The following is a 25,718-nucleotide window of genomic DNA, read 5'->3' as shown; positions in this document are numbered from 1 at the left end:
GCGCTCAGCCGCCCCTGCGGCGCAGATCAAGGGTGAAGGGGAAGTCGGCGTTGCTCTGCGCAGGTACGGGCTCGATCGCCCCCGGGGTGTGCCCCGTGGTGGTGAAGCGCGCCAGCCGCCGGCCTTCGGCCTCGTAGGGGTTGACCGGGTAGGTCTCGTGGTTGCGCCCGCCCGGATGCGCGACGTGATAGACGCAGCCCCCCATCGAGCGCCGCATCCAGCCATCGACCAGGTCGAACACCAGCGGCGCATGCACGCCGATGGTCGGGTGCAGGCAGGACGGCGGCTGCCACGCCCGGTAGCGCACGCCGGCGACGAACTCGCCGACCACACCGGTGGGCTGCAGCGGCACGGCGCGGCCGCTGCAGGTGAGCACATGGCGATCGTCATTGAGGCCGGACACCTTCACCTGCACACGCTCCACCGAGGAATCGACATAGCGCACGGTACCACCGGGCGCGCCCTCCTCGCCCATCACATGCCAGGGCTCGAGCGCCATGCGCAACTCGACATGCACACCACGCGCGGCGAACTCACCGTACTTGGGGAAGCGGAACTCGAAGTGCGGCGCGAACCAGTCGAACTCGATCGGGTAGCCGAACTCACGCAGCTCGGTGACGACGTCGCGGAAGTCCTCCGCCACCCAGTGCGGCAACAGGAAGCGGTCGTGCAGTTCGGTGCCCCAGCGCCGCAGCCGGCCGGGCGCATAGGGCTGCTGCCAGAAGCGTGCGATCAGCGCGCGCAGCAGCAACTGCTGGGCGAGGCTCATGCGCGCGTGCGGCGGCATCTCGAAGGCGCGCAATTCCAGCAGGCCGAGGCGGCCGGTGGCAGTGTCCGGGCTGTAGAGCTTGTCGATGCAGAACTCGGCGCGATGGGTGTTGCCGCTGGCATCGATCAGCAGGTTGCGCAGCAGACGGTCGATGAGCCAGGGCGGTACCGCCGCGCCGGGCGCGGGGAACTGCTGGAAGGCCACTTCCAGCTCGTGCACCGAGTCGTGGCGAGCCTCGTCCACCCGCGGCGCTTGCGAGGTGGGGCCGATGAACAAGCCGGAGAACAGGTAGGACAGGCTGGGGTGGTTGTGCCAGTAGCTCACCAGACTGCGCAGCAGGTCGGGCCGGCGCAGGAAAGGCGAATCGGCCGGCGTGGCGCCGCCGAGCACGAAGTGGTTGCCACCGCCGGTGCCGGTGTGGCGGCCGTCGAGCATGAACTTCTCGGTCGACAGGCGCGACTGGTGGGCCTCCTCGTAGAGCGTGGTAGTGCGCTCCACGAGCTCGTCCCAGCTCGCCGCAGGGTGGATGTTGACCTCGATCACGCCCGGGTCGGGGGTGATGCGGAAGTTCGCCAGGCGCGGGTCTGCGGGCGGCTCGTAGCCCTCGAGCACCACCGGCAGCTCGAACTCGGCCGCGGTGTCCTCGATGGCGGTGACGATCTCGAGGTAGTCCTCCAGCGCCACCGTCGGCGGCATGAACAGGTAGAGCAGGCCGCCACGCGGCTCGGCACACAGCGCGCTGCGTGTGATCCAGGCGGCGGATTCGTGCGGGTTCGGGCGACGGGCGGGATCGATGCGTTCGTCACGCGTCGCCAGCTCGGCCTCGGCCGCGCCGGGCAGCGGCATGGCCGCCCCGCCGTGCGCGCCCTCGGCCTCATGAAAGCCGGCATGCTCGACGCGGCCGGGCGTCCAGCCGCCACCGTGGGCAGTGAAGCCAAGGCCGCTGTCGGCGCCGATGGTGGCGCTGGCCGCACCGCCGGACGGGCGCAATTGCTGGCGCAGTTCGGCATGGGCGGGCAGCACCGGGAAGGCCTGGTTGGGGTCGGCGGCGTGAACCCACGGGTAGTCGCCCTTGGCCGCCCACGGCTGCGAATCCAGCGGCAGGCGGTAGCCGATCGGCGAATCGCCGGGAATCAGGTACAGGCGCTCGGCACGCAGGAACCACGGCCCGCTCTGCCAGCGCGGACTGCGACCCGCGATGCCGATGTGCTGGCGCACGATCGGCAGCACGTGGCCGATGACCTGCTTGAGCCCCTGGTCGAAGACCTTGGCCAGGCGCGCGCGCTCGAGCGGATCATCCACGCGCGCGTCGTGCGGATCGACATTGGCCGGCAGCCGGCGCTCGCGCCACAGGTAGTACCAGGCGTCCTCGAAGGCCGGCATCATCCATTGCGTATCCACGCCCAGGCGCTCGCCGACGCGGGCGAGGAAGCGCGCCGCCATGGCCTCGTCCACCGCGGTGCCGGAGAGTTCGCGCGCAAACAGCGCCGGGTTGCGCCAGATCGGTTCGCCGTCACGGCGCCAGTAGCAGTTCAGCGACCAACGCGGCAGCTGCTCGCCGGGGTACCACTTGCCCTGGCCGAAATGCAGCAGGCCTTGCGGCGCATAGTGGTCCTTGAGGCGGAACATCAGGTTCTCGGCCAGGGTGCGCTTGCTCGGCTTGCTCGTGTCGCGCTGCTGCGGATCGAGCGCATCGCTGTTCCAGGCCGCGCCGTCGCGGTCGTCGAGCGACACGAAGGTGGGCTCGCCGCCCTGGGTGAGGCGAACGTCGTTGACGTTCAGGTCGCCATCGATGCGCTGCCCCAGGACCTCGATTGCCGCCCACTGTTCGTCGGTGTAGGGCTTGGTGACGCGTGGCGCCTCCCACACGCGTTCGACCCGCATGTGGTGTTCGAACTCGCACTCGCACTCGTCGGTGAAGCCCGTGATCGGCGCAGCGGACGAGGGCTCTGGGGTGCACGCCACCGGGATGTGGCCCTCGCCGGCAAACAGTCCCGATGTCGGGTCGAGCCCGACCCAGCCCGCACCGGGCAGGTACACCTCGCACCAGGCGTGCAGGTCGGTGAAATCGACCTCGGTGCCCGATGGACCGTCGAGCGATTTCACATCGGGCGTGAGCTGGATCAGGTAGCCGGACACGAAGCGCGCCGCCAGCCCGAGGTGGCGCAGCAACTGCACCAACAGCCAGGCCGAGTCGCGGCACGAGCCGCTGGCCAGGGTGAGCGTCTCCTCCGGCGTCTGCACGCCGGGCTCGAGGCGCACCAGGTAGCGGATGTCCTGCTGCAGGCGCTGGTTGAGGGCGACCAGGAAGTCGACGCTGGCCCGGGGCGTGCGCGGTATCGCGGCCAGATAGTCGTCGAACCTCGGGCCCAGCGCATCCGCCGGCGCATGCAGGCGGTAGGGCGCCAGCTCCACGCCAAGCCCCTCGTCGTAGGCGAATGGGATCTTTTCCGCTTCAGGCTCGAGAAAGAAGTCGAAGGGGTTGATGACCGACATCTCGGCCACCAGATCCACCTCGATGCGCAACTCGGTCGTCTTCTCGGGGAAGACCAGGCGGGCGAGATAGTTCGACTGCGGGTCCTGCTGCCAGTTGATGAAGTGCGTGCCCGGCTCGACCTTCAGCGAATAGGCATGGATGGGGGTGCGGGAGTGCGGCGCCGGGCGCAGGCGCACGAGTTGCGGCGACAGGGCCACGGGACGGTCGTAGCGGTAGTGGGTGACGTGGTTCAGTTTGACGTGGATGGACACGGAGCCCTCGCGGCGTGCAGGTGGTCGATACAAGCTCGACAGCAAGATTCGTGCAACCGACAAACCAACCGCAGCACAAGGCATCGCCAGCAGCAGGGGGCGGTTTTTCGCGGACTGGCGCACCACGCCCGCCCGCACGCGCACCAGGTTGGTGCCTGGCACCATCGCGCTGCGCCAACGGCGAGCCTTGCATCGTCCGAGCGCCCTGCGCCGATGCAGCAAGTCGTGTCATTGCCCGGCAACCCTCACCTACCCTGCCTTGTCCACCCTCCGTTGCCGTTACACTCGTGGGCTCGTCTGCCCTCTAACGATGCCCGCCAGCACATCATCATCCCTGCCGCGCGCCCTGGCGCTCGCCTACGCCCTGCTCGTCGCCTATGCCTGCCTGCATCCGCTGACCGGATGGCGCGACAGCGGGCTGCCGGCGTTCGACTGGTTGTGGGCGCCATGGCCGCGCTACTTCATCGCCGAGGACTTCCTGTTCAACATCCTCGGCTACCTGCCGCTCGGCTTCCTGTTCGCCGCCGCGCTGCCGCAAGGCTGGGGCATGGCGCGCAAGCTGGCGGTGGCAACGGTACTCGCAGGCCTGTTCAGCTTCGGCCTGGAAGCGGCGCAGAACTACCTGCCCACCCGCGTCGCCAGCAACCTCGACCTGGGCGGCAACATCGCGGGCGCACTGGTGGGCGCACTGCTTGGCGCACGCTGGGGCGGCGCCTTGTTCGGCCCGCAAGGCCGGCTGCAACGCTGGCGGGCGCAATACGTCATCGGCGGACGCAGCGGCGAGGCCGGGCTGGTGCTGCTGGGCCTGTGGCTGCTCGGCCAACTCACCGCCAACGACTTGCTGTTCTCCAGCGGAGACCTGCGCAGCCTGCTCGGCATCCCTGCCCCCCTGCCCTTCAGTCCGGAACGCTTCATCGCCTTCGACACCGCGCTCACCGCCAGCGCACTGCTCGCCGTGGGCCTGTTCGCGCGCTGCATGACACGCGGCGCCAACCCGGCCCCCGTACTGCTGGTGCTCGGCCTGGGCGTGCTCGCCAAGACGCTTGCCACGTGGACCTTCTTCGAACCCGCCGCGCCGCTGGCCTGGCTCACCCCCGGCGCCGAACGCGGCATGTTGATCGGCGCTGCCCTGCTGCTGCCCTGCCTGCTGCTGCCGCGCTATGCACAGCACGCGCTGGCCGGCGCGGGCCTGTTGCTGGCCACCGCACTGGTCAACCTGATCCCGGAGAACCCTTACCTGCCCTACAACCAGCAGCTCACCAGCTACAGCAACTTCCTCAACTTCCACGGCCTCACCCAGCTGGTCGACAGCCTGTGGCCCTACCTGGCACTGGCCTATCTGTCCGCGCTCGGGCTGTGGCGCGGCGAACGCCTCGCCAGCCCGGCACACCCGCGCCGGCGCCACCTATAATGGCCGCCAGCGCAGCGCCCCCGCCGCTGCCCCGCCCAAGAGAGATGGCATGAGCTACTTCAAACACCACGTTTTCTTCTGCTGCAACCAGCGTCCGGCAGGTGAGTCCTGTTGCAACGACCATCGCGCCAGCGAGTTGCAGACCTACGCCAAGGAACGCACCGCAGCGCTCGGCCTCAAGGGCCAGGGCAGCGTGCGCGTCAACAAGGCGGGTTGCCTGGGACGCTGCGACGACGGCCCGGTGATCGTCGTGTACCCGGACAACGTCTGGTACACCTACGTCGACAAGGAAGACATCGACGAGATCATCGACAGCCACCTGCGCGAAGGCCGCATCGTCGACCGCCTGCGCCTGCCCGAGGGCACGGCATGAGCCGGCCGCTGCCCACCGAGCCCGCCCTGCTGCGCGGCCCCGCCGGCCACATCGAAGCACTCATCGACGCCCCCGAGGCGGTCAGGGGCATCGCCCTGGTATGCCACCCGCACCCGCTCTTCGGCGGCGCCAACACCAACAAGGTGGCGCACACCCTGGCGCGGGCCTACCGCGACCTCGGCTACGCCGTGATCCGCCCCAACTTCCGCGGTGTGGGCAAGAGCGAGGGCACCCACGACCATGGCGAGGGCGAGACCGAGGACATGCTGGCGGTGATCAGCTGGGCCGAATCACGCTGGGGGGCGAAGCCGCTGGCGCTGGGCGGCTTCTCTTTTGGCGGCTACGTGCAGGTACGCGTCGCCAACCGCCTGGCCGACGGCATCGCACCGCCGCGCCAGCTCGTCCTCGTCGGCATGGCCGCAGGCGACACCACCGGCAGCGGACGCAGCTACGACACCCCCGCGCTGCCGAAGAACATCCCCGCCCTGGTCATCCACGGCGAGCACGACGAAACCGTGGCGCTGGCCAACGTGCTCGACTGGGCGCGACCGCAGGAGCAGCCCATCGTGGTCGTCCCGGGCGCGGACCACTTCTTCCACGGAAAGCTGCACCTCATCCGCGAGCTGATCGCACGCAACGTCGATCCCGCCTGAGCGGCGCACCCAGGTGCGGGGTAAGGGAGCGGCGGGAGACCTGAGCGAATGCAAGGCTTCGGGGTTTCCCTGCGCCCCCAAGCCTCGAGCGCGGCCTCAGAGGGCATCGGCATCTCCGATCAGCATGATTCTGGGCTTGTTCAACACATCCTGGAGGAAAGCATTGCGCTCCGACCTCTTCGCCTGCCATTCGCTTGCGCTCATCACCTTGGGGTTGATCTCGCGTCCGAGCGCAGCTTGCGCCTCATAGGTCGCATCCACGATCTCAGCGAAGCCGGCATCGCCAACCACCATGAGGTCGATGTCGCTCCCGGCACGCTCCGTACCGCTAGCCATGGAGCCGAAGATGAAAGCCGCATCGATCCGGTCGACGAGCGGAGCGAGGCTGAGCCGCAAGGCATCGGCCAGGCCAATGGTCTTTCTGATCAAGGCCTGCAACTCCGGGAACACCGGGTGCGCGGTGTTCGCACAAAACCGCACCTGGTTGCCCACACGCTCGGCACGCAGCAGCCCGGCGTCGCAAAGCGCATCCAGCTCCTTCTTGAGCGTTCCGGGTGCGGCCCCAATTACCCGGGCAAGTTCGCGTAAATGAATCTGCTGCTCGGGTCGCATGAGCAGCAGCCCCAACACCCTGCGCCGGTACTGGTTAGGGAAGAGCAGGTCGGAAAGGCCAGATTCTGTTTTCACAATGGAAACGGTCGTTGCCTGTTGAGAAACAATTGCATTGTACGGCAGGGGAACGCAGTTGGGAGAAAACGGGAAACGGGGTCAGCCCTCGATTACGCTGCCGCCGGGCGTTCGCCCACAAGCTCTCCGGTTTCCCTAATGTCGGCGGCCTGCGGCGTGGCGTATCGTGTTCTTCACCCCTAGGGAGACACGCCGCCATGAAACTGCTCGCCTCGCTCACCAGCCCCTACGCCCGCAAGATCCGCATCATCCTCGCCGAAAAGGCATTGCCTTTCGAGCTGGTGGTGGATTCGCCCTGGGAGGTCAACACCCGCATCCCCACGCTCAACCCGCTGGGCAAGGTGCCGGTGCTGATCACCGCCACCGGAGAAACCTTCTTCGACTCCCCGGTCATCGCCGGCTACCTGGAAACCCTCGCCGCGCCGCCTGCCCTGCTGCCGGCCGACGCGCTCGACGCCGTGCGCGTACGCCAGACCGAGGCCCTCGCCGACGGCGTGACCGATGCCGCGGTCGCCGCCTTGCTCGAATCGCGCCGCCCCGACGGCGAACGCAGCGCACGCGAGATCGAACGCCAGAAAGACAAGATCGACCGCGGCCTGGCCGAACTCGAGCGCCGCCTCGACGACCGCCACTGGTTCAACGGCAGCGCCATGCAGCTCGGCGACATCGCCGTGGGTGTCGCCCTCGCCTACCTCGACCTACGCTTTCCCGACCTCGACTGGCGCAGCCGCCACCCCGGGCTGGTCCCCTTCGCCGACCGCCTGTCTGCGCGGCCCAGCTTCGCAAACACCCAGCCGCCGGCGGGGTGACGCGGGGATCATGGCGCGCAGAGGCGATGTCTCCACGGACTTCGATCGCGAAGGGCTCGAACGCTTCGACAACCTCCTCAGAGCGAGACGCGCTGTGGAAGCGGTCGATACCGCGGACTTCGACCGCGCCAGAGGCCGGATTGCCGACTGCCGCAGCAGACTACGTGCGCGCGATGCGCTGCATCTGGCCGTATGCATGCGCTTGAGCGCGACACTGTGCACAGCGGACGACACGCTGGCGCGGACGGCAGACAAGGTCGGCGTGGCCGTGCAGCGGGCGGGGTGAGCAGATGAAAGACCTGATCCCGGGATCTCTCTCCTACCCCTGCCGATTCAACCACTCCGAAAACTCCGCCACCGTCAGGATCGGAATCGGGAAGTCCGCCTTGACCGCATGAAGGTCGCCGTCCCCGCTGACAAGCGCATCGGCCTCGGCAGCAACCGCCAGTGCCAGGAAGACCACATCGTCGGGGTCCCGAATATCCGGAAGCCCCTCAGGCGGCGTCTCGATGCCGACGGTCTCGACATAGGGCAAAAACTCGGCCAGCAGCGCCTCCTGCTCGTCACGCGACAGCTTGAACTTCGGATAGTTGAGCACACGCAACAGCTCGCCGACCGTATCGCGACTCGCCAGCGGAACACAGCGCCCACCCTGCCAGGCCTCGCGCAGCCAGGCGAAGCAGCCGCGGGAAAAGATCAATGCCGACACCAGGCAGTTCGTGTCGAGCACGACGCGCGGCCGCGTCATGCGCGTTTTCTCGCCCAGGCAATCGCATCCTCGACATCATCCTGCGTGATGCCGAGCGCCTCGAGCTTCGCCCGCACGGCATCGGCCTGCTGCAGCCGGACCGGCGTCAGCACGATCTTTCCATCCTGGACCGTGACGTCGTAGTAGTCGGCTTCGCCCACGCGCTGGACGATGGCCTTGGGCAAGGTGACCTGGTTCTTGCTCGTACGCTTGGCCAACATGACTGCCCCCGAAAAGTAATGAAGTAAGGAACTTGATATTAGCCTCTTCGCGACGGAAGAGCACTGATGCACGACCCTGATCCCTCGCGCAGATGCGGCGCGGGGATGAGCAAATGAAAGACCCCAGTCCCCCAACTGACCCAGGCCCCTATGAAGCCAACCAGTTCTCCACCACCAACCCCGGAACACGACCGAACTCCCTCACGTTGTCGGTCACCAACATGGCACCCAATGCAAGCGCCTGCGCGGCAATCCAGAGATCGTTGCCGCCTATCGGCGTGCCCTGGCGCTCGAGCGCGGCGCGAATGCATGCGTAGTGCCCACTCACCGTCGCATCGAGCGGTGGCACCGCAAGACCCGCCACGACCTCATGCAACCGCGCGCGGTTGCGCTCGACCTGCGCGCTCTTCTCCACGCCGGTTTCGAGTTCGCCGAGCACGATGGGCGAGACCACGATCGAAGAAGCCGGCACGGACTCGAGCCGCGTTCGCACCGCCGGGTGCGCCTTCAGCGCGGCGATGAAGATATTGGTATCGAGAAGATAGTGCATGTCCGATCATTCCCAGCCCGCAACCGACTCTGGCGGCGCATCGGCCGGCTCTGCCAGATCCAGCCCGCCCTCCCGCCAGCAGAGTCGGAAGACGTCTGCCGCCGAGCGCGCCGCATCGGGCACCAATCGAGCCACCACCCGCCCTCGCCGAGTGATAGCCACTTCCTCACCACTCTCGACCGCTGCCAGCAGCGCTGAAAACTGACTCTTGGCTTCGACTACCGCTACAGTACGCATGGCGACTCTCCAGATGACCACATGGACAGATCATAGCAGTGCGTCCGCTTTCTCGGGGGTGGGCAAATGAAAGACCTGACTCAGGTGACACCACGCACCAAGTTCGCCAGCGCCGCGGGGATCATGGCGCGCCGGGGCGATGTGTCGACGGACCTCCATCGCAAGGGGCTCGAGCGCTTCGACAAGCTCGTCAGTGCGCGACTCGCTGTGGAAGCGGTCGACACCGCGGACTTCGACTGCGCCAGAGGCTGGATTGCCGACTACCGCAGCGGACTACGTGCGGGCGATGCGCTGCATCTGGCCGTATGCATGCGCCTGAGCGCGACACTGTGCACAGCGGACGCCACGCTGGCGCGGGGGGCAGACAAGGTCGGCGTGGCTGTGCAGCGGGTGGGGTGAGCAAATGAAAGACCTGACCCCAAGCCCCCACCACGAGCCCCCACTCACTCCGCCAGCAAGGCTCTGAGGTCCTTGAGCATCAGGAACAGGTGGTAGGGGTCGGTGGGGCTTGGCTCGAACTCCCAGGACGCGTACCACTGCCGAGCGGCCTCGTCTTTAGCGTGAACCAGCACGCAACGAATGCCCGCGATTTCGGCAGCTTGGGCAGTGCGCAGCAGCGCATCCTTGAGCAGCGCCTTGCCCAGGCCAACCCCCTGGTGATCACGATCCACTGCGAGTCGCGCCAGAATCATTACCGGAACCGGATGCCGGGCCAGACTCTTCCTGACGCGTGCAGGGGCTTCCCCCGAGTCGACGCTGCCGACTGCGAGACTGTAGAAGCCCACCACCTTACTGCTCAGACAACAAACGTAAGTCTGCGCACTGTTCGCCTTCTGGCTGACGAGCGCATGGCGCTGCAGGAACTGGTTGAGCGCAGGCTGCCCGCAGTCGAACGCTTCTGTCGAATCCGCCGGCGAGAGTTTGCGGACCGGCTCATACCCTGCACTCAATCCAGAACCCCAGGTTCGCCCAGTAGTTTCTTCAGGCGCGGCTTGGCTTGCACAGGACGGTCCAGCGCTTGCTGAAAGGCCTGCCATCGCTCGTCGTCCAGCCCGAATCGACGACGGTCCGCCAAGGCCTGGTCGGCCGCAATGATGCCAGCCTCCAGCAGAAACTCGCTGACGTTCTTGTGACAGGAACGTGCGGCTTCCTGCAAGAGTTGTTTGACGGCGCTGCTGGCGCGGACATCGATCCGTTCGGTTTTGGAGAGGCTTGGGGTGCTCACGGCAAGCTCCATGTTCTGAAACTGACCCCATCATAGCGTCCGGATGGTGTACTGACAAGCTAAGCTCAGGCCGCAGTTGTGTGAGTTGTGAGCAAATGAAAGACCTGACCCCGGGATCTCTCCTGCCGATTCAACCACTCCGAAAACTCCGCCACCGTCAGGATCGGAATCGGGAAGTCCGCCTTGACCGCATGAAGGTCGCCGTCCCCGCTGACAAGCGCATCGGCCTCGGCAGCAACCGCCAGCGCCAGGAAGACCACATCGTCGGGGTCCCGAATATCCGGAAGCCCCTCAGGCGGCGTCTCGATGCCGACGGTCTCGACATAGGGCAAAAACTCGGCCAGCAGCGCCTCCTGCTCGTCACGCGACAGCTTGAACTTCGGATAGTTGAGCACACGCAACAGCTCGCCGACCGTATCGCGACTCGCCAGCGGAACACAGCGCCCACCCTGCCAGGCCTCGCGCAGCCAGGCGAAGCAGCCGCGGGAAAAGATCAATGCCGACACCAGGCAGTTCGTGTCGAGCACGACGCGCGGCCGCGTCATGCGCGTTTTCTCGCCCAGGCAATCGCATCCTCGACATCATCCTGCGTGATGCCGAGCGCCTCGAGCTTCGCCCGCACGGCATCGGCCTGCTGCAGCCGGACCGGCGTCAGCACGATCTTTCCATCCTGGACCGTGACGTCGTAGTAGTCGGCTTCGCCCACGCGCTGGACGATGGCCTTGGGCAAGGTGACCTGGTTCTTGCTCGTACGCTTGGCCAACATGACTGCCCCCGAAAAGTAATGAAGTAAGGAACTTGATATTAGCCTCTTCGCGACGGAAGAGCACTGATGCACGACCCTGATCCCTCGCGCAGATGCGGCGCGGGGATGAGCAAATGAAAGACCCCAGTCCCCTATGAAGCCAACCAGTTCTCCACCACCAACCCCGGAACACGACCGAACTCCCTCACGTTGTCGGTCACCAACATGGCACCCAATGCAAGCGCCTGCGCGGCAATCCAGAGATCGTTGCCGCCTATCGGCGTGCCCTGGCGCTCGAGCGCGGCGCGAATGCATGCGTAGTGCCCACTCACCGTCGCATCGAGCGGTGGCACCGCAAGACCCGCCACGACCTCATGCAACCGCGCGCGGTTGCGCTCGACCTGCGCGCTCTTCTCCACGCCGGTTTCGAGTTCGCCGAGCACGATGGGCGAGACCACGATCGAAGAAGCCGGCACGGACTCGAGCCGCGTTCGCACCGCCGGGTGCGCCTTCAGCGCGGCGATGAAGATATTGGTATCGAGAAGATAGTGCATGTCCGATCATTCCCAGCCCGCAACCGACTCTGGCGGCGCATCGGCCGGCTCTGCCAGATCCAGCCCGCCCTCCCGCCAGCAGAGTCGGAAGACGTCTGCCGCCGAGCGCGCCGCATCGGGCACCAATCGAGCCACCACCCGCCCTCGCCGAGTGATAGCCACTTCCTCACCACTCTCGACCGCTGCCAGCAGCGCTGAAAACTGACTCTTGGCTTCGACTACCGCTACAGTACGCATGGCGACTCTCCAGATGACCACATGGACAGATCATAGCAGTGCGTCCGCTTTCTCGGGGGTGGGCAAATGAAAGACCTGACCCCAAGCCTTGACCCCCAAGCCTTGACCCAAGCCCGGACCTTGGATGCTATATTCAACACCTGATTAAGCATCTTTTTGAGGCGCACCATGCAAACGATCATGGCCGACCTGACGGTCAGCGTCACCGAGCTCAAGCGCAACTTCGCCAGCATCCTCGCCCAGGCCGACGATCAGCCCGTGGCCGTACTCAATCACAACCGGCCCGAGGCCTATCTGCTCTCGGCCGCGCACTACCAACGCCTGCTCACCCACCTCGAAGACCTCGAAGACGCCGCCCGTGTGCGCGAGCGCAGCGAAGGCCCGTTCGTCGAGGTGAGCCTTGACGACCTGTAAGCTGCGCTTCCACACCCTGGCCCTCGCCGAATGGCAGAAGCTCGATGGCAGCGTGCGCACGCAGTTCAAGAAGAAACTGGAGGAGCGCCTGATCACGCCCAGGGTACCCGCCGCTGCGCTGTCGGGCATGGCGGACTGCTACAAGATCAAGCTCCGCGCTGCAGGGTATCGATTGGTTTACCGGGTCGATGACGGTGAGGTCTGGGTGACGGTCATCTCGATCGGCCTGCGGGAAAGGCTCCAAGCCTACACCCGGGCGCAGGCCCGCCTGGACGACCCGCCTCGGGACTGACCGCCGGCTGGAAAAGCCCGTGGGCAAATGAGAGATCTGACCCCGGGTTCCCTTAGCAGTGCGTCCGCTTTCTCGGGGGTGGGCAAATGAAAGACCTGACCCCAAGCCTGCATGACCCCAAGCCTGCAACAAGCCCCTGACCCCAAGCCCCCCGCACTTTCTCGGGGGTGGGCAAATGAAAGACCTGACCCCAAGCCCGCAAGCCCGAGCCCGCAAGCCCTTCACGTGTCACATGTTGACAGCCCGCCTCGGGGTGTTTGTCACATTCCGACCTGTATTCGTGTCACATCGGCGGCAATGCGTCACGAAAACCGGGTTTTTCGGGGCTGGCACGGAGGTTGCCTAAGAGTAGGCAAGCGGACTTCCCGTGGTTTCCCTCTCAAGGAGAACTGAAATGAAAAAGGCACAACAAGGCTTCACGCTGATCGAACTGATGATCGTGGTGGCGATTATTGGCATTTTGGCGGCCGTGGCGCTGCCGCAATATCAGAACTATACGATCCGCTCCGCTAATAACTCATGCTTGTCCGAAGTGAAGTCGTATGCAAACGCTGTCATGGTGGCACTCCACAGCGCCGAAGCACCGCCCGCGCCAACCAATGGCGCATGCACTGCCACGACGAGCGCCGTGACTTGGACGCTTGCGACAGCCGCAGATATCACCGCAACTCCACGCGCGCCCGGGAGCGGGACAGTGACTTGCGTAGCCAACACAGCTAACTGCTCACACGCTCCCGCTCCCTAACGGAAACGTAAGGAAATAGGGAACAGACCCCAATTTCCCCCCTGACCTAGCCTCACCCCAAAGCCCGCCGCGCTCACGCCCGGTGGGCTCATTCTAGAAGGGATAGGGGTCAAGAAGGGATAGGGGTCAAGGGATAGGGTCAAGGGATAGGGGTCAGGTCTTTCATTTACTCACCTAACCCATCCCCACCGGAAGTAGGAGTGGGAATAGGCGACAGACCCCAATTTCCCACCTGACCTAGCCTCACCAAAAGCCCGCCGCGCTCACGCCCGGCGGGCTTTTTCGTGCTTGACCGACCGGGCTGGTTTCGCCCGCTCACTCCACTTGCAAGCGTGTCGCCATCCGCTGCAACGCCGCGTGCAGCCGCGGCAATTCCTGATCCGCGACCAGCCAGACCGCATCGACGTCGATCGCCAGCTAGTCATGCACCAGGATGTTCCTGAAGCCGGCTATCGCACGCCAAGGCACGTCTGACTCGCTCGCCTTGATCGCATCGGTCAAACGCTGACTCGACTCCGCCAGTGTTTGCAGATTGCGAACGACCGCACCCTGAATCAGCCGTGAGCCGCGAAAACGCGCCTCATCACCACCGACGTACTCGTCGATGCGGCCCGCGCACTCCAGCATATGGGCAAGCTAGACCTTGTCGGCCTCGAGACTCGGCTTCATGCGGCAAGGATCACAATGGCTGCGCTTCGTTGAGGATTCGATCGCGCATCAGCGGGTGAAGTGATTTCTCGGTCACCACGTCCACGCGGCGCCCGAGCAGATCCTGCGCGTCCATCAACAATGCCCCGAGCACGAAGCCCGAGGTGTCGGGAGCGGTTTCGACCAGCAGATCGACATCGCTGGATGCGTCGGCGTCGTCACGCGCCATCGAGCCGAACACCTTGATCGAGCGCACGCCATGGCGTCGCGCCAGCGCACGCAGCGCCTCGCGGTGGGATTCGATCATCGGGTGCATGTTCGCTACCTCATGAAAAACGACGCATCAAGTCTAGCAAACGAGAAAGGGACAAGCCCGGCCGAACTGCCGACTTCCTGCGCAGGCGGCAGCAAGTTCGCGCAGCGTTTGATCACAGGTGGCGAGGCGCGTCCATCCGCTCATGCAGGACACGAACTACGGCGATGCCGTAGTCGGTCGCTCGAAAGTAGATCATGTGTCGCTCAACGCTCCATCGCCGATAGCCTGACCGGATGTGGTCACAGGCTGGAGCCGTCCTCGGCGAGGCAGCCAACCTGGCGAACGCCATCGTAAGCAAGTCGATGTAGCGCACGGCCTGCTCAACGCCCCATTCCCGAACCGTGTGGACCCAGATTGCCTCGAGGTCGCGCTCAGCCGCCGGGGTCAGGCGATATTCAGCCATGCTCGGCAAGCATCCTTTGCTTGAAGGCCGCAGCATCGAAGCGTCTCGGCTCGCCGCTGGCTTCCCCCTCGATAAGCGCGGCGCGGATCGCCTCGATCTCGGCGCTGCGCTCCTGCTCGCGGCGGATCAAATCGCGGATGCACTCGCTGTCGTTGGTGTAGTGACCTGCGTTGATCTGTGCCTTGACCCAGTTGTCCTGCTGGTCGGTCAAGGTAATCGTCTTGCGCACGGTGCCCATGACGTGGCCTCCTGGAGTTACACCAAAAGTATGATTAGTTCGTACGAATGGTGCACTATAGAGCACTTAGGGGACAGGAAATAGGGGGACAGACCCCAACTTCCCATCAAGCGGACAGGCCCAAGACTGAGTGCGGACAACCCGCCGGTCAGCCCACCGGCGCGTACAGCGGGTAAAGAACCTCCTCCTCGCGCTTGATGCGGTCGGCCAGCACTTTGCCGACGACGTCGAACTCGGCCACGAAGGCTTCGGCGAGCGCCGGGCTGCTGGCGATCTGCGCGTATCGCGCAAGGAATGCGACCACGTTTCGGCCGATCTCATCCATGTCGTGACGGAACTCGCGAATCAGGGCATGGCTGACCGGGTCATTGGCGAGCGCATGTTCGAGATAGACGTAGAGCCGGACGTTCTCCACCAGCAGGTGATCGTGCAGATCGGCCCGGAACCGGTCCAGCAAGGCCTCCGCCTCTTTCAACCGCCCTTCGCGGGCGGCGCTGCGGATCGCGCCAAAGCGATCAAACAGGCTGCGGTGGTCGCGTACGAGGCGGTCGATCAACTCCGGGCTGTAGCGGATCGACGTCCCTGGCGCGCACCCTCCGGCCTGTGCCGCCGCCGACAGATCCTCACGCCCTGCCGGCGCGGCCGCTGCCGACCGCGCCTGACGCTTGCCAAACAGCCAATCGAGAAAAAACATGAGCATCTCCGCAACAAGCATCCGATTCCGATCGCCCTGAGGCGGACGCAACGTAATACAAATGCATGACCAGCGTCTTTGCTGAAGATCAAGTATCGAGGGGCACTTTCGCCCCCTTGCCATGGTCCATCGAGCGTTGCCACTCCCCAGCGCTCACCCGCACTCACCCGTCTACGCTGACCACCCATGAGACCACTCCTGCTGATCCTGGCGCTGTTCGCCCCTCTGCTGCCGACGACGGCTCATGCCGATGCCGCCACGGACGAAGCCACACTGTGGGCAGCGCTGCGTACGGGCGGGCACGTCGCGCTGATGCGCCATGCGCTGGCCCCCGGCACTGGCGACCCGGTGGGCTTCCGTGTGAATGACTGCAGCACGCAGCGCAACCTGTCGGCGGCGGGCCACACCCAGGCGCGGGCGATCGGCGAGCGCTTCCGCGCCAACGGCATCGCAGCGGCGGCCGTGTTCTCGAGCCAATGGTGCAGGGCCCTGGATACGGCGCGTGGGCTGGCGCTGGGCGAGGTCACGGCAGACGCCGCGCTCAACTCCTTCTTTACCGACCGCGGCGAGGAGGCTGCGCACACCCGTGCCGCCCGCGCGCTCATCGCCGCACAGGCGAGCGCAGACAAGCCGCTGGTGCTGGTGACGCATCAGGTGAACATCACCGCGCTGTCGGGCGTGTTCCCGGCCTCGGGCGAAATCATCGTGATGCGGGTGGAAGGGGATGCGCTGAGCCTGGCCGGGCGAATCCGGACAGCGCCTTGAGACAAGGCGATTGCAACCCGCCTGCTCGCCCTCAAAAGCTCGCGGCTGGCGCCGCTCATACGGCGTGAACAGGCGCGGCGCGCCCTCTGGGAACGCAACGCCCGGGCGCAATCCTCGGCGTATTGGGAAGGATCCGGGCGATTCGCCCCGCAGGCTTGATCCTGCGCAGGTCGCCCGCGCACATTTTCTGGAACAATGCCGGCGTTCTCCTCGCTGACCAACGTCGATGACTGCAAGCCCACCCCTGCCGCCGGGTGACGATGCGCGCGTGCTGCTCGTCCTCACCAACCTGCCCGACCATGGCGCGGCAGCCGCGCTGGCTGCGGAACTGGTCGAAGCCCGCCTGGCCGCGTGCGCGAACATTCTCGCGCCCTGCACCTCGGTGTATCGCTGGCAGGGCGCACTCGAGACCGCGAACGAGGTGCCGGTACTGCTCAAGACCACAGCCGCACGCTACGCAGCGCTGGAGGCAGCCATCCGCGCCCGTCACCCCTACGAACTTCCCGAGATCGTGGCGGTCCCTGTGGAGCAAGGCCTGGACGCCTACCTCGGCTGGGTCGCCACCGAAACCGCCCTTCCGGATACGTGACGGGCGCATCGTGGTGAATCGTGTCCCGGACCCGAGCTCAAGCGCCACCGTCGGGCGCTGCTGCCCACCGCCTGCCTCGAGCACGAACTCGACCACAGCCTGCCCCGAGATTATTCCCTGACGCCCCACTCATGCCTTCCACCACACGCTCATCGCTCAGCCTGCGCCGCCTGCTCTGGCTCCTGACTCTGGTCGCGAGCCTGTTCGCGCTCGCCCCCGCCGCCCAGGCCAACCCGATCGCTCCCGAGAAGGCCTTTGTGCCGCGGGCACAGGCGCTCGACGGACAAACGGTGGAAGTGGTGTTCACCATCGCCAAGGACTACTACCTCTACGGCGACAAGTTCCGCTTCGAGGCCGAGCCCGAAGGCATCAGCTTCGGCCCGGTGGACAAGCCTGCAGGCAAGTGGAAAAAGGACGACTTCTTCGGCAACGTCGAGACCCATCGCGGCGAGCTCCGCCTGCTGTTGCCGGTGCAGGTGCCGGAGGGCGTACGCCGCTTCGAGCTCTTCGCCACCAGCCAGGGCTGCTGGGATGGCGGCATCTGCTACCCGCCGACCACGCAGCAGGTGTCGATCGACCTCGATGCGCCCCCGATCCAGCCCAGCGGCGGTTTCCTGGACAAGCTGCGCAGCGGCGGCTTCGGCAACCAGGCCGCACCGCCGGGAGCCGAAGCCGCAGCCAGCGGTGCCGTCTCCAGCGACGAGACCGGCGACATCGCGCGCATGCTTTCAGGGGCCAGCGTGCCGCTGATCCTGCTCAGCTTCTTCGGCTTCGGCCTGCTGCTCGCCTTCACCCCGTGCACCTTTCCGATGATCCCCATCCTGTCGGGCATCATCGTCGGCCAGGGCCACAAGGTGTCGCACATGCGCGCCTTCGTGCTGTCGCTGGCCTACGTGCTGGGCATGGCGGTCACCTATGCGCTGGCGGGCGTCGCCGCGGGCCTGTCGGGCACCATGCTGAGCGCCGCGCTGCAGAACGTGTGGGTGCTGTCGGTGTTCGCGCTCGTCTTCGTGCTGCTGTCGCTGTCGATGTTCGGCTTCTATGAGCTGCAGCTGCCCTCGGCGCTGCAGAGCAAGCTCGCCGACACCGCCAGCCACAACAAGGGCGGCAGCCTGGGCGGGGTGACGGTGATGGGCGTGCTGTCGGCGCTCATCGTCGGCCCGTGCGTGGCCGCGCCGCTGGCCGGCGCCCTGCTCTACATCGCGCAAACTGGCGACGCCGTGCTGGGCGGCTGGGCACTGTTCGTGATGGCACTCGGCATGGGCGCGCCGCTGCTGGCGGTGGGGGTGGCCTCGCGCAGCCTGCTGCCCAAGGTCGGACCGTGGATGGAAGGCGTCAAGAAGGCTTTCGGCGTGATGCTGCTGGCAGTGGCGCTGTGGATGATCACGCCGGTGATCCCCGCGCTGGCGATGATGCTGGGCTGGGCGGCGCTGCTGCTGTTCTCAGGCATCTTCCTGCACGCCATCGACCCGCTGCCGCACAACGCAAAGGGCTGGCAGCGCTTCTGGAAGGGCGTGGGCGTGGTGCTGCTGCTGTCCGGCGCGGCGATCCTGGTGGGGGCACTCGCCGGCTCGCGCGACCCGCTGCAGCCGCTGTCGGTGCTGCGCGCGCAGGCTGCGGCACCGGTCAATGTGCCGCAGTTCGAGAAGGTGGACTCCATCGCCGAGCTCGACGCACGGCTGGCCGCCGCCGACCGCCCGGTGATGCTCGACTTCTATGCCGACTGGTGCGTGTCGTGCAAGGAGATGGAGCGCTTCACCTTCAGCGACGCGCGCGTGGCCGAACGCATGGGCCGCATGCTGCTGCTCAAGGCCGACGTCACCGCCAATACCGACGAACACAAGGCGCTGCTCAAGCGCTTCGGCCTCTTCGGCCCGCCGGGGATCATCTTCTTCGACGCCGGGGGCCAGGAGCGCGCGGGCATGCGGGTCGTCGGCTTCATGAAGGCGGAGCCGTTCGCGACGGTGCTGGATCGGGCGCTGTGATCTAAACTTGCACGACCGAACACGCAAACTTGCAACACCATGAACACGCTGACCCATGAACTTGCAGCCAAAGCCCGCCAGCTGAGACCTGAAGAGCGCTTCGCACTTGTCGAAGAGATCCTGCACAGCCTTGACCGCCCGGACCCTGCGATTGATCGCCTGTGGCAGGAAGAAGCTGCTCGTCGCCTCGCAGCCTACCGCGCGGGCCGGGTCGAAGGCATCCCCGCCGAAGACATCCTCGGGCCGCTTTGATGCGTGTTCTGTTCTCGCCGGAAGCACGGCTGGAGTACGAGGACGCATACGCCTACTACGAAGCCCAGCAACAAGGGCTTGGACAGCGCCTGAAGCAGGACACGCGGCAAGCGCTGTTGCGCATCCGGCAGTGGCCGCTGTCCTGCGCGGTCGAGAAAGAAGGCATCCGCCGCCTGTTGCTGACGCGCTTTCCCTACAAGCTGCTTTATTCGGTCGAGGCGGATCACCTCTATGTGATCGCCTTTGCGCACCAGCATCGCGCGCCCGAGTACTGGATCGACCGGGTCGAGTAAGCGGCGTCCGGAACCAAGCCCCACGTTTTCCCCTACAATCCCGCCTTTCCCCTTTCGGTTCAAACCCTTCATGTTCTCCGGCATCGTCGCGGCCGTCGGCCGCATCGAACACATCGAGCCACTCGCGGACGGCATTCGCCTCAGCGTCGACACCAACGGCCTGGACCTGGCTGACGTCATCGTCGGCGACAGCATCGCTCACAGCGGGGTGTGCCTGACCGTGGTCGAGATGAACGGCGCCCTGTGCAAATACGACGTCTCGCGCGAGACGCTGAACTGCACGGTGGGCCTGGACGCCGTCGGCAACGAGGTCAATCTGGAAAAGGCGCTGCGCCTGGCCGACCGCCTCGGCGGCCACCTGGTCACCGGCCATGTGGACGGCGTGGGCGAGGTGGTGAAGTTCGCCCCCATCGGCGAGAGCCACGAACTGGTGATCCGCGCCCCGGCGGCGATCGCCGGCTACATCGCCAAGAAGGGCTCGATCACGGTCAATGGCGTCAGCCTCACCGTCAATCGTGTCGAAGGCCGCGACTTCTGGATCAACCTGATCCCGCACACGGTGGCGATGACCAACCTCAAGCACCTCGCGCCGGGCAGCCGCGTGAACCTCGAGATCGACCTCATCGCCCGCTACGTCGAGCGCATGCTCGAGTGGAAGCGGGAAGAAGCGGCGCAGGGCTGAAAGCCCTCCCGCCCCGCCCCATGCCACACGGCAAGGCCCGCAAGAACGCACACAAAGGACACAGCATGAGCGCACTCGCGCCGATTACCGAGATCATCGCCGACATCAAGGCCGGCAAGATGGTCATCCTGGTGGACGAAGAAGACCGCGAGAACGAGGGCGACCTCGTGATGGCGGCCGAGTTCGTCACCCCCGAGGCGATCAACTTCATGGCCAAGTTCGGCCGTGGCCTGATCTGCCTGACGCTCACCGACGAGCGCTGCCGCCAGCTCGGCCTGCAGCAGATGGTGCGCGACAACCGCACCCCGCACGGCACTGCGTTTACCGTGTCGATCGAGGCCGCCACCGGCGTCACCACCGGCATCTCGGCCCACGACCGTGCCCGCACCGTGCAGGTGGCGGTGGGCCGCCATGCCAGGCCGGAAGACATCGTCACCCCCGGCCACATCTTCCCGCTCACCGCGCAGAAGGGCGGCGTGCTGATCCGCGCCGGCCACACCGAGGCCGGCTGCGACCTCGCCCAGCTCGCCGGCCTGGAGCCCGCCTCGGTGATCTGCGAGATCCTCAAGGACGACGGCACCATGGCGCGCCTGCCCGACCTCATCGAGTTCGGCAAGGCGCACGGGCTCAAGATCGGCGCCATCCGCGACCTCATCGAGTACCGCGCCGCCACCGAGCACCTGGTGGAAAAGGTGATCGACAAGGAGGTGGACACGCCGCACGGCCGCTTCCGCCTGTCCGCCTTCGAGGACAAGACCTCGGGCGACGTGCACTTCGCGCTGTCGCGCGGCGACATCACGCCCGAACGCGAGACCCTGGTGCGGGTGCACGAGCCGATCTCGGTGGTCGATTTTCTCGACCCCGCAAGCGGCCGCCACAGCTTCCCGGTCAATGACGCGCTCGCAAGCCTGGCGGCAGCCGAGGCCGGCGTCATCGTCATGCTCTACCGCCCGCAGTCGGGCCGCGAGCTGCTCGCCAGCCTGGACAACGCCCAGGACCGCGCGCCGGTGAAGTGGGACGCACGCCTGTTCGGCGTCGGCGCCCAGATCCTGCGCGCACTCAACGTCGGCAAGATGCGCCTGCTCGCCAGCCCGCGCAAGATCCCCAGCATGACCGGCTTCGGACTGGAGATCACCGGCTTCGTCGACAAGAACTGATCGAATTACAGGGAACAGCATGCAACGCAACCAACCCGAAAACGCCCGCCAGGGCACCCGCTACGACGGCATCGACGAGATCGACCCCAATTTCGACGGCACGGGCGTGCGCGTCGGCATCGTCATGGCACGCTTCAACCTCGACATCTGCGAGGGCCTGCTGTCGGCGTGCACCGACGAGCTGCTGCGCCTCGGCGTCGCCAAGGGCGACGTCCGCATCGTCACCGTGCCCGGCGCACTCGAGATCCCGCTGGTGCTGCAGACCATGGCCAGGAGTGGCAAATACGACGCCCTGGTGGCGCTCGGCGCGGTGATCCGCGGCGAGACCTACCACTTCGAGCTGGTGTCGAACGAAATGGGCGCGGGCGTGACCCGCGTCGGCCTGGACACCGGCCTGCCGATCGCCAATGGCGTGCTGACGACCGAAGACGACGACCAGGCCATCGCGCGCATGCGCGAGAAGGGTGCGGACTGCGCCCGCGCGGCGGTCGAAATGGCCAATCTGCTGAAGGTGGTGCGATGAGCGAGATCGACAACGGCGGCCCCGCCGCAGAGGGTACGGGCGCAGGCGCAGGCAACCCGACGAGCAAGATGGCGCGCCGCCGCGCGCGCGAGATGGCCCTGCAGGGCGTTTACCAGTGGCTGCTGTCGGGCAACTCCAGCGCCACCGTGCAGCGCCACCTCGAATCCGAGAGCGAAAGCCTGGACCGCACCGATCGCGAGCTCTTCGTCACGCTGTTGCGCGGCGCAATCGGTGACGCCGATGAGCTGCGCGGCTGCTTCGAGCCGTTGCTGTCGCGCCCGCTCGCCGAACTGTCGCCGATCGAGCACGCCATCCTGCTGCTCGGCACCTACGAGTTGCGCCACAACATCGACACCCCTTACCGGGTGGCGATCAACGAATCGATCGAGCTCGCCAAGGGCTACGGCGGCACGGACGGCCACAAGTTCGTCAACGGCGTGATGGACAAGCTCGCCGCGCGTCTGCGCCCGGAAGAGGTCGAGGCCGCACGCGCCGCCAAGCGCTGAGACAAGGCCGGGACGCCGCATCCACGCGGATGCGTACAAGATCGAGGCGCCGCCCTGGCAACAGGTGCGGCGCTTTTTTTGCACGGGCGCGTTGCGCTCGCCTATTGGCTGGTGCGCAAGGTGCCGCGTACCAGGCGGGCGTGGGTATAGTCGGTGTGCGTACCCACGCCAGTCGCGCCGCTGCCGAAGGCCACGCCCCAGGACGCGTAGCCATAGCGCTCGTGCGGCGTCGATGTCCAGAAGTTGCCCGCGGGCGTGTCTGGGAAGGCTGCGGTGAGCAAGGTGGGCTTGCTGTAGTCGCCCGCACAGCTGCCGCCATAGCCTTCGGCGTTCACCGCGTTGCGCCTGCCGGTGCTGCAATACACCAAGGTGAGCAGCTCGGGCTGGGTCGGCAGCCGCCAGTCGGCGTGGCCTGCAAACTCGAAGCCCTCGGCCGCACGCAGCGCATGCGTCCAGCTGAAGAGCTTTGCCTCGCCCAGGCAGCGCCCCTCGCTCCAGCTCTGGCCCAGGCTGCACTGCATCCAGGTAAGGCCCGTTTCGGTATCGGTCACGGTGCCATCGCCGGCGATCTGATAGCGTGCCAGCAAGGCCTGCTCGCGCACCTGCTGCGCCTCCAGCGCCGCCTGGCGCGCGGCCTCCTGCTCGGGGCTCAGCACCGCGGCAGGCGGCGCCTCGCTTGCGGGCGGCTTGAATTCGCAGCCGCCGAGCATGCCAGCAGCAAGCACGCACAAGGCAAGGCGGGACAGCGGAAAGGGGTGCGGCACGGTGTTGCGCAAGGGCATCGTTGCTCCAGCTCGGGTTCTCGGGTCAAGGCGCGCCAACTTGGCTGACGCGCACTGCAGGCAGTCAATCGCGCGTTGCGCGCATCACGACGTCGTCACCGGCATACAGCAGCAGCCCGCCCTGCTCATCCACACCGAAACGGGTGACGCGTCCGATCGCTGCATGGAAGCGCATCTCCTCGTCCATGACAGCAGGCGGGCAGGCCATCCTGGTGCCGGCAAACGGCCCCAGGCGCAGGCCCTCGCCCGACAGCACGTAGGCGCCAGTGTAACGGTTGCAGGCCGCCAGCCCGGCAACGCGGCCATCCTCGGCAAAGTCCAGGGTGACACGCTGCGGGTCGCCGGTGCTGCGGCCGTCGATATCGAGCACACGCCAGGTGCCACCCACCAGCAGGCTTGCCGGCTCGCCACCGCAGCCGCGCAGCACACGGTCCTGCCAGCGCACCTCGACGGTGTTGGGGTGCGGCATCGCACTCATGCTGTCGACGCAGACGCGGTCGAACACCAGCACCCCCAGTTCGCCGCCCGCCGACATCGCCTGGTAGCTGCGCGCACCGGCGGCATCGATGACCAGCGGGCCGGGAGCGAACACGTGGGTCGCACCATGATCCATGCGCAGGTCAAGGCCTGCCTCGATCACATCCAGCCGCCAGCCCGGTTCATTGCCGACAGCACGGAACAAGGGCTTGTCGGCAATGAGCCGGCATTCGGGCTGAGCCACGCCCGCGAGTTCGAGCATCGCCGCATCGCCCTTGCTCCAGAAGCTGGTGGTTTCGTCATCGACCGCGACCAGCTTGGCGCCCGAAGCGGTACGCACCGGACGCAGGGTGAAGTTGCGCTCACCGGTACTGAGCGTGCTCAGTTCGCCGAAACTGCGCACGCTCACCGCCAGCTCGCCGCAGCGGTAGTGCAGGGGCGGCTGGGGGTCGAGTTCGAGGACGGCCGCGGTGCTGCCACTGCGCTCACCACCCAGAGGCAGCGCGCTGCTCAGGCTGCAGCCGGCAAGGAGCGCGGACGCAGCAAGTACGAAGGTATGGGTCAGGAGGGCACGCATGGCACATTTACCTGTCGGGGAACCAGCGACATTCTAGCGGCTACCGCCCATCGGCACCCGCCCGATTCATCCTTCGAGGTCGGCAGCCCACTTTCCACTTCGGTCTCGAGAGTGCTCATCCCTTGACCGTCCGCCCACCCGCGGAGCGCTACGCCCCCCTGCAGACTCGCCTTGCGCAGCGCGCAGATGCCCTGGCACGGTTCTTGACTCACCCTCACTGATCGCGGCCATAACCGCATCGCGAAAACGAGGGGAGACACATGCTTTCAGCACATGCAGCACAGGCCGGCACGCACCGCCCGATCGAATCCCGCCTGGAGATGAGCCGGCGCAGCTTCCTGCAATTCTGCGCGACCCTGGCCACCACCCTCGGCCTGCCAAAGGGGGCAGAGGCCGCAATGGCGCAGGCGATGGAGTCCGCCCAGCGCCCTTCGGTGATCTGGCTCCATTTCCAGGAGTGCACCGGCTGCACCGAATCGATGCTACGCGCCGAGCACCCCACGCTCGAGAAGCTCATCCTCGACGTGATCTCACTCGACTACCACGAGACGCTGTTCGCTGCCGCCGGCCATCAGGTCGAAGCCGCACGCAAGGCAGCCATGGAGAAGCACAAGGGCAAGTACCTGTTGGTGGTCGAGGGCGCCATCCCCACTCGCGACGGCGGCGTGTACTGCAAGGTCGGGAACCAGACCGCGATCGAGATGACGCGCGAGTGTGCCAAGGACGCCGCCGCCGTGATCGCGATCGGCTCCTGTGCGGCCTGGGGCGGCATGCCGGCGACCGACCCAAACCCCACGGGCGCGGTCGGGGTGAACAAGATCATCGACACCCCGGTGGTGACCATCCCCGGCTGTCCGCCCAACCCCTACAACTTCCTCGCCACCGTGGTGCATTTCCTCACCTTCGGCAACCTGCCGCCGGTGGACGCACAGGGACGGCCGCTGTTCGCCTACTCGCGCCTGGTGCACGAGAACTGCGAGCGCCGCGCGCACTACGATGCCGGCCGCTTCGCGCTGGAGTTCGGCGACGAAGGCCACCGCAAGGGCTATTGCCTGTACAAGCTCGGCTGCAAAGGCCCGGAAACCTACGCCAACTGTCCGACCGTGCTGTTCGGCGATGCAGGCGCGGGCACCTGGCCGGTGGGTTGCGGCCACCCCTGCATCGGCTGTACCGAGGAGGGAGTGGGCTTCACCAAGCCCATCCACATGCTGTCGAAGGTGAAGAACGTCGAGCCGCCCGCGCTCTACCCCGCGATCGGGGCGCCACAAGGCCAGGGCGCGACGCTGGGCGCGGCAGCGGTGCTGACCGCCGTGGCCGGTGCGGCAGCGGGAGCCGGCGCGGTGCTCGCCCGCAACCTCGGCAGGCAACACGCCGAGACCACGGCCAAGCAGCCCGAACGCGAGGACGCCTGAC

General features: G+C 66.5%; 38 protein-coding genes. 19 read left to right on the top strand and 19 right to left on the bottom strand.

Annotated elements, in window-relative coordinates:
- Positions 1–4 precede the first annotated feature (4 nt).
- On the bottom strand, positions 5–3,517 hold the full coding sequence (locus LQF09_RS02330; RefSeq protein ID WP_270069909.1) for a transglutaminase family protein: 3,513 nt from the start codon (positions 3,515–3,517) through the stop codon (positions 5–7).
- A gap of 310 nt (positions 3,518–3,827) precedes the next feature.
- Here LQF09_RS02330 and LQF09_RS02325 point away from each other — a divergent pair, with 310 nt between their 5' ends.
- From LQF09_RS02325 to LQF09_RS02315, 3 genes are read left to right on the top strand one after another with little or no spacing between them, the layout of a single operon-like run.
- Positions 3,828–4,928 carry a VanZ family protein gene (locus LQF09_RS02325; RefSeq protein WP_270069073.1) on the top strand — a complete coding sequence of 367 codons (1,101 nt, stop codon included), beginning with the start codon at positions 3,828–3,830 and terminating at the stop codon, positions 4,926–4,928.
- 49 nt (positions 4,929–4,977) lie between these two features.
- Complete coding sequence (locus LQF09_RS02320) at positions 4,978–5,301, top strand: (2Fe-2S) ferredoxin domain-containing protein (RefSeq protein WP_270069072.1); 324 nt, start codon at positions 4,978–4,980, stop codon at positions 5,299–5,301.
- On the top strand, positions 5,298–5,954 hold the full coding sequence (locus tag LQF09_RS02315; RefSeq protein ID WP_002931860.1) for an alpha/beta hydrolase: 657 nt from the start codon (positions 5,298–5,300) through the stop codon (positions 5,952–5,954). The genes LQF09_RS02320 and LQF09_RS02315 overlap by 4 nt, the downstream gene beginning before the upstream one ends.
- 96 nt (positions 5,955–6,050) lie before the next feature.
- On the opposite strand, the gene LQF09_RS02310 is transcribed toward LQF09_RS02315, so the two are convergent.
- Positions 6,051–6,641, bottom strand: coding sequence for a nucleotidyltransferase domain-containing protein (locus LQF09_RS02310; protein WP_037983318.1), 591 nt, complete (start codon positions 6,639–6,641; stop codon positions 6,051–6,053).
- Between the two features lie 197 nt (positions 6,642–6,838).
- Here LQF09_RS02310 and LQF09_RS02305 point away from each other — a divergent pair, with 197 nt between their 5' ends.
- Together LQF09_RS02305 and LQF09_RS02300 are read left to right on the top strand one after the other, a co-directional pair.
- Positions 6,839–7,450, top strand: a complete 612-nt coding sequence (locus tag LQF09_RS02305; RefSeq protein WP_270069071.1) for a glutathione S-transferase — start codon at positions 6,839–6,841, stop codon at positions 7,448–7,450.
- Positions 7,451–7,460: 10 nt separating this feature from the next.
- Positions 7,461–7,736 (top strand): PIN domain-containing protein, encoded by a 276-nt coding sequence (locus LQF09_RS02300; protein WP_270069070.1) that lies wholly within the window; start codon positions 7,461–7,463, stop codon positions 7,734–7,736.
- Positions 7,737–7,769: 33 nt separating this feature from the next.
- Here LQF09_RS02300 and LQF09_RS02295 read toward each other — a convergent pair whose 3' ends face one another.
- The 4 genes from LQF09_RS02295 to LQF09_RS02280 form a co-directional block, all read right to left on the bottom strand.
- Positions 7,770–8,198, bottom strand: coding sequence for a putative toxin-antitoxin system toxin component, PIN family (locus LQF09_RS02295; RefSeq protein ID WP_270069069.1), 429 nt, complete (start codon positions 8,196–8,198; stop codon positions 7,770–7,772).
- Complete coding sequence (locus LQF09_RS02290) at positions 8,195–8,419, bottom strand: AbrB/MazE/SpoVT family DNA-binding domain-containing protein (protein WP_270069065.1); 225 nt, start codon at positions 8,417–8,419, stop codon at positions 8,195–8,197. The genes LQF09_RS02295 and LQF09_RS02290 overlap by 4 nt, the downstream gene beginning before the upstream one ends.
- 148 nt (positions 8,420–8,567) lie before the next feature.
- Positions 8,568–8,969 carry a PIN domain-containing protein gene (locus tag LQF09_RS02285; RefSeq protein ID WP_270069064.1) on the bottom strand — a complete coding sequence of 134 codons (402 nt, stop codon included), beginning with the start codon at positions 8,967–8,969 and terminating at the stop codon, positions 8,568–8,570.
- A gap of 6 nt (positions 8,970–8,975) precedes the next feature.
- On the bottom strand, positions 8,976–9,206 hold the full coding sequence (locus LQF09_RS02280; RefSeq protein ID WP_270069063.1) for a type II toxin-antitoxin system Phd/YefM family antitoxin: 231 nt from the start codon (positions 9,204–9,206) through the stop codon (positions 8,976–8,978).
- 66 nt (positions 9,207–9,272) lie between these two features.
- On the opposite strand from LQF09_RS02280, the gene LQF09_RS02275 reads away from it, so the two are divergent.
- Positions 9,273–9,605: a type II toxin-antitoxin system VapC family toxin gene (locus LQF09_RS02275; RefSeq protein WP_002945665.1), complete on the top strand. Its 333-nt coding sequence runs from the start codon at positions 9,273–9,275 to the stop codon at positions 9,603–9,605.
- Positions 9,606–9,649: 44 nt separating this feature from the next.
- On the opposite strand, the gene LQF09_RS02270 is transcribed toward LQF09_RS02275, so the two are convergent.
- The 6 genes from LQF09_RS02270 to LQF09_RS02245 form a co-directional block, all read right to left on the bottom strand.
- Positions 9,650–10,156: a GNAT family N-acetyltransferase gene (locus tag LQF09_RS02270; RefSeq protein WP_270069068.1), complete on the bottom strand. Its 507-nt coding sequence runs from the start codon at positions 10,154–10,156 to the stop codon at positions 9,650–9,652.
- The gene (locus LQF09_RS02265; protein ID WP_270069067.1) at positions 10,153–10,431 is read right to left on the bottom strand and encodes a type II toxin-antitoxin system TacA family antitoxin; all 279 of its coding nucleotides are present in this window, start codon (positions 10,429–10,431) and stop codon (positions 10,153–10,155) included. Before LQF09_RS02265 ends, LQF09_RS02270 begins: the two co-directional genes overlap by 4 nt.
- 65 nt (positions 10,432–10,496) lie before the next feature.
- Positions 10,497–10,958: a putative toxin-antitoxin system toxin component, PIN family gene (locus tag LQF09_RS02260; protein ID WP_270069066.1), complete on the bottom strand. Its 462-nt coding sequence runs from the start codon at positions 10,956–10,958 to the stop codon at positions 10,497–10,499.
- 14 nt (positions 10,959–10,972) lie between these two features.
- Positions 10,973–11,197 (bottom strand): AbrB/MazE/SpoVT family DNA-binding domain-containing protein, encoded by a 225-nt coding sequence (locus tag LQF09_RS02255; protein WP_270069065.1) that lies wholly within the window; start codon positions 11,195–11,197, stop codon positions 10,973–10,975.
- 131 nt (positions 11,198–11,328) lie between these two features.
- Complete coding sequence (locus LQF09_RS02250; protein WP_270069064.1) at positions 11,329–11,730, bottom strand: PIN domain-containing protein; 402 nt, start codon at positions 11,728–11,730, stop codon at positions 11,329–11,331.
- A gap of 6 nt (positions 11,731–11,736) precedes the next feature.
- Complete coding sequence (locus LQF09_RS02245) at positions 11,737–11,967, bottom strand: type II toxin-antitoxin system Phd/YefM family antitoxin (protein ID WP_270069063.1); 231 nt, start codon at positions 11,965–11,967, stop codon at positions 11,737–11,739.
- A gap of 168 nt (positions 11,968–12,135) precedes the next feature.
- On the opposite strand from LQF09_RS02245, the gene LQF09_RS02240 reads away from it, so the two are divergent.
- From LQF09_RS02240 to LQF09_RS19630, 3 genes are all read left to right on the top strand, one after another.
- Positions 12,136–12,381: a type II toxin-antitoxin system Phd/YefM family antitoxin gene (locus tag LQF09_RS02240; RefSeq protein ID WP_270069062.1), complete on the top strand. Its 246-nt coding sequence runs from the start codon at positions 12,136–12,138 to the stop codon at positions 12,379–12,381.
- The gene (locus LQF09_RS02235) at positions 12,368–12,673 is read left to right on the top strand and encodes a type II toxin-antitoxin system RelE family toxin (protein WP_138861463.1); all 306 of its coding nucleotides are present in this window, start codon (positions 12,368–12,370) and stop codon (positions 12,671–12,673) included. The genes LQF09_RS02240 and LQF09_RS02235 overlap by 14 nt, the downstream gene beginning before the upstream one ends.
- Positions 12,674–13,067: 394 nt before the next feature.
- Complete coding sequence (locus LQF09_RS19630) at positions 13,068–13,418, top strand: pilin (protein WP_333482875.1); 351 nt, start codon at positions 13,068–13,070, stop codon at positions 13,416–13,418.
- A 417-nt stretch (positions 13,419–13,835) separates the two neighbouring features.
- Here LQF09_RS19630 and LQF09_RS02225 read toward each other — a convergent pair whose 3' ends face one another.
- The 5 genes from LQF09_RS02225 to LQF09_RS02205 form a co-directional block, all read right to left on the bottom strand.
- Positions 13,836–14,045 carry a HepT-like ribonuclease domain-containing protein gene (locus LQF09_RS02225; RefSeq protein ID WP_270069061.1) on the bottom strand — a complete coding sequence of 70 codons (210 nt, stop codon included), beginning with the start codon at positions 14,043–14,045 and terminating at the stop codon, positions 13,836–13,838.
- Positions 14,046–14,097: 52 nt separating this feature from the next.
- The gene (locus LQF09_RS02220; protein ID WP_002940158.1) at positions 14,098–14,382 is read right to left on the bottom strand and encodes a nucleotidyltransferase family protein; all 285 of its coding nucleotides are present in this window, start codon (positions 14,380–14,382) and stop codon (positions 14,098–14,100) included.
- Positions 14,383–14,494: 112 nt separating this feature from the next.
- Positions 14,495–14,785: a type II toxin-antitoxin system RelE/ParE family toxin gene (locus LQF09_RS02215; RefSeq protein ID WP_002931847.1), complete on the bottom strand. Its 291-nt coding sequence runs from the start codon at positions 14,783–14,785 to the stop codon at positions 14,495–14,497.
- Positions 14,778–15,023, bottom strand: a complete 246-nt coding sequence (locus tag LQF09_RS02210; protein ID WP_002931846.1) for a type II toxin-antitoxin system ParD family antitoxin — start codon at positions 15,021–15,023, stop codon at positions 14,778–14,780. Before LQF09_RS02210 ends, LQF09_RS02215 begins: the two co-directional genes overlap by 8 nt.
- 148 nt (positions 15,024–15,171) lie before the next feature.
- Positions 15,172–15,717, bottom strand: coding sequence for a hemerythrin domain-containing protein (locus tag LQF09_RS02205; RefSeq protein ID WP_232431615.1), 546 nt, complete (start codon positions 15,715–15,717; stop codon positions 15,172–15,174).
- A 186-nt stretch (positions 15,718–15,903) separates the two neighbouring features.
- Between LQF09_RS02205 and LQF09_RS02200 the strand changes: the two genes are divergently transcribed.
- The 9 genes from LQF09_RS02200 (at position 15,904) to nusB (ending at position 22,469) form a co-directional block, all read left to right on the top strand.
- Positions 15,904–16,482, top strand: coding sequence for a histidine phosphatase family protein (locus tag LQF09_RS02200; RefSeq protein ID WP_002940167.1), 579 nt, complete (start codon positions 15,904–15,906; stop codon positions 16,480–16,482).
- A gap of 226 nt (positions 16,483–16,708) precedes the next feature.
- Positions 16,709–17,071 (top strand): divalent-cation tolerance protein CutA, encoded by a 363-nt coding sequence (gene cutA, locus LQF09_RS02195; protein WP_002931843.1) that lies wholly within the window; start codon positions 16,709–16,711, stop codon positions 17,069–17,071.
- 131 nt (positions 17,072–17,202) lie between these two features.
- Positions 17,203–19,056, top strand: coding sequence for a protein-disulfide reductase DsbD (gene dsbD / locus LQF09_RS02190; RefSeq protein ID WP_270069060.1), 1,854 nt, complete (start codon positions 17,203–17,205; stop codon positions 19,054–19,056).
- A 39-nt stretch (positions 19,057–19,095) separates the two neighbouring features.
- Entirely contained in the window at positions 19,096–19,308 is a 213-nt protein-coding gene (locus tag LQF09_RS02185) for an addiction module protein (RefSeq protein WP_002931840.1), read from the top strand.
- The gene (locus LQF09_RS02180) at positions 19,308–19,601 is read left to right on the top strand and encodes a type II toxin-antitoxin system RelE/ParE family toxin (protein WP_002931839.1); all 294 of its coding nucleotides are present in this window, start codon (positions 19,308–19,310) and stop codon (positions 19,599–19,601) included. The genes LQF09_RS02185 and LQF09_RS02180 overlap by 1 nt, the downstream gene beginning before the upstream one ends.
- 70 nt (positions 19,602–19,671) lie before the next feature.
- Positions 19,672–20,283: a riboflavin synthase gene (locus LQF09_RS02175; protein WP_002931837.1), complete on the top strand. Its 612-nt coding sequence runs from the start codon at positions 19,672–19,674 to the stop codon at positions 20,281–20,283.
- Positions 20,284–20,348: 65 nt separating this feature from the next.
- Positions 20,349–21,440 carry a bifunctional 3,4-dihydroxy-2-butanone-4-phosphate synthase/GTP cyclohydrolase II gene (gene ribBA, locus LQF09_RS02170; protein ID WP_002931830.1) on the top strand — a complete coding sequence of 364 codons (1,092 nt, stop codon included), beginning with the start codon at positions 20,349–20,351 and terminating at the stop codon, positions 21,438–21,440.
- A gap of 19 nt (positions 21,441–21,459) precedes the next feature.
- Positions 21,460–21,963: a 6,7-dimethyl-8-ribityllumazine synthase gene (gene ribH, locus LQF09_RS02165; protein ID WP_002931827.1), complete on the top strand. Its 504-nt coding sequence runs from the start codon at positions 21,460–21,462 to the stop codon at positions 21,961–21,963.
- Positions 21,960–22,469 carry a transcription antitermination factor NusB gene (gene nusB, locus LQF09_RS02160; protein WP_002931826.1) on the top strand — a complete coding sequence of 170 codons (510 nt, stop codon included), beginning with the start codon at positions 21,960–21,962 and terminating at the stop codon, positions 22,467–22,469. The genes ribH and nusB overlap by 4 nt, the downstream gene beginning before the upstream one ends.
- 101 nt (positions 22,470–22,570) lie before the next feature.
- Here the strand turns inward: nusB and LQF09_RS02155 are convergent, their stop codons facing one another.
- Positions 22,571–23,251: an Lcl C-terminal domain-containing protein gene (locus LQF09_RS02155; RefSeq protein WP_002940180.1), complete on the bottom strand. Its 681-nt coding sequence runs from the start codon at positions 23,249–23,251 to the stop codon at positions 22,571–22,573.
- Between the two features lie 64 nt (positions 23,252–23,315).
- Entirely contained in the window at positions 23,316–24,305 is a 990-nt protein-coding gene (locus LQF09_RS02150; RefSeq protein ID WP_270069059.1) for an META domain-containing protein, read from the bottom strand.
- 260 nt (positions 24,306–24,565) lie between these two features.
- Here LQF09_RS02150 and LQF09_RS02145 point away from each other — a divergent pair, with 260 nt between their 5' ends.
- The gene (locus LQF09_RS02145) at positions 24,566–25,717 is read left to right on the top strand and encodes a hydrogenase small subunit (RefSeq protein WP_270069058.1); all 1,152 of its coding nucleotides are present in this window, start codon (positions 24,566–24,568) and stop codon (positions 25,715–25,717) included.
- Position 25,718 lies beyond the last annotated feature (1 nt).

It is taken from the genome of Thauera sp. WB-2 (genome assembly GCF_027594845.1).
In the GTDB taxonomy this organism is placed as follows: Bacteria; Pseudomonadota; Gammaproteobacteria; order Burkholderiales; family Rhodocyclaceae; genus Thauera; species Thauera mechernichensis.
This window is presented reverse-complemented; position numbering and strand designations above follow the sequence as displayed.